Consider the following 1,192-nt stretch of genomic DNA (forward strand, 5'->3'; position numbering starts at 1 on the left):
TTGGTTTACGAATGAATTTGATTGCTGGTATTATCAATTTTGAAGGATAGTTAACGTTTCGCAGGAAGTCTAATAAAGGGAAGATTCGTCAAATTTTCGGACAATCTTTCCCTTATTAACGACTTATTTAAGATTTTTCCCCTTTTTACCAGGAGAAATCTGATTTTTGACTTTCTTTGAGTAGAAATTCGAACACTTAGATTTAATATGTCCAAAAAGATAATTTTTTCTCATAAAAAGAAGAGCATTAGATGATTGGAATCCCCTTTCCTCTAGTTTGTTAGGAGCAAAAATCAAATACTCTTTCGATTTTGAATTCATAAATTATTGGGAGTGGGACATAACTAAATTTGAAAAAATTTAGTTATGTCCCACTCCCGCAAGGCTGATTAGGTCGGGTTCGGAGTCCTCTCAGTGAGTCAGGAATTGACTCGCTGAGCTTCTAAATAGAAGAACATGTAGCGTTCTTCATATGGCGAACGATTAGAGTTTGCTACTCTCTAACAGCATACAATGCTGTTAGACCCAATCAGCTACTGCGTCAAAGGCATTTTGTTAATCAGAGTCAATGAAGCTAGACTTTTATCCCAGCCTCTTTCTTATACCTCCGTCTCACTATCTGATTTGCATTCAAAATTATTTGACTATCAGATTGGAAGTAATGTCACTGTTCTTCTCTCTTGATAGCTAACAATTCTTCTTTACTGGTTAAAAACGATTCCAGCTCTTTTTGAAGGTCTACATCTAGCCGTAGAGAGAGTTCTAACAACCACCACACATTCTCAGCCAATTTTGCTTCCAGTTGATAAGGCGTTTCATCGTAATAACGCCCTGTTCGTGTCATAATCAGACGGTTTAAATTCCCTATATCGTTGGACAATGCTAACAAATCTTCCTCAACTGACCATTCAGAGCCATGATGTTCTCTTTCCAATACATGATAGGCTTGTCGAATAGCATGGCTGCGCTGTATAATTTCTTCTAATGACATTTGAATCTCCTATCCCTACACACTGTCCTTTACTGGTAATTAAACAAATAAGACTCTCCGAAATTCTCGGAAAGCCTTATTTTCTGGGTGTTTAGAATACCTCTTTGTTAGGTCACAAAGAGGTGATGAGGCTGGGACAAAAGTCTCATAAAGCCTAAAAAGGAGAGATTCATCTACTGAAATGAGTCTCTCCTTTTCTTT

1 protein-coding gene is annotated in these 1,192 nt (G+C 37.2%); it reads right to left on the reverse strand.

The window, feature by feature from the left end:
• Positions 1-664 precede the first annotated feature (664 nt).
• A complete protein-coding gene (locus N4310_RS08485; protein ID WP_262092830.1) occupies positions 665-991 on the reverse strand; it encodes a nucleoside triphosphate pyrophosphohydrolase family protein in 327 nt (108 codons plus the stop codon).
• Positions 992-1,192: the final 201 nt, after the last annotated feature.

Origin of the sequence: Streptococcus danieliae (assembly GCF_025447695.1) — a bacterium.
GTDB lineage: Bacteria > Bacillota > Bacilli > Lactobacillales > Streptococcaceae > Streptococcus > Streptococcus danieliae.

Excerpts from the sequence above, each read along its gene's own strand:
- N4310_RS08485 (WP_262092830.1), bottom strand. The coding sequence starts at position 991 with ATGTCATTAGAAGAAATTATACAGCGCAGCCATGCTATTCGACAAGCC.